The 351-nt window shown below is 42.5% G+C and carries 1 protein-coding gene; it reads right to left on the bottom strand.

Translation table 11 applies throughout. The annotated features are described in order from the left end of the window. On the bottom strand, nt 1-351 hold a 351-nt coding region (locus AC04NP_RS30735; protein WP_482863959.1), incomplete at both ends, for a hypothetical protein.

Here is a 351-nt window from a genome sequence, read left to right as displayed (position 1 = left end):
GCTTGGATACTGCTGAACAACGATCTAAAGTAACTTTCATTTTCTCTTAATTTTGCTTGGTTTAAGGTATGCCCTATAAAGTCACGGTACAAGGACGGAGTGGGAAGCCGGTCTTTCTTTCCTGACAAATAGAGCACGATCTCTTTCACCACTTTTTCTAAACCGATGTGATCCATCATCAAATGATGATAATGCAACACCAAATAATAGGCTCCATTGGCGAGGTCGTCGGCTACCTTTACTTGTAACATCGGCGCTGTTGTCAAATCCATGTACAAACCATCCGGGGCAATGGCTTTTTCTACCTGAGGTAAGATGTTCTGACTGCTATCAATTGGTAATGCTTCTACG

It is taken from the genome of Agaribacillus sp. DX54, assembly GCF_056858335.1.
This window is presented reverse-complemented; position numbering and strand designations above follow the sequence as displayed.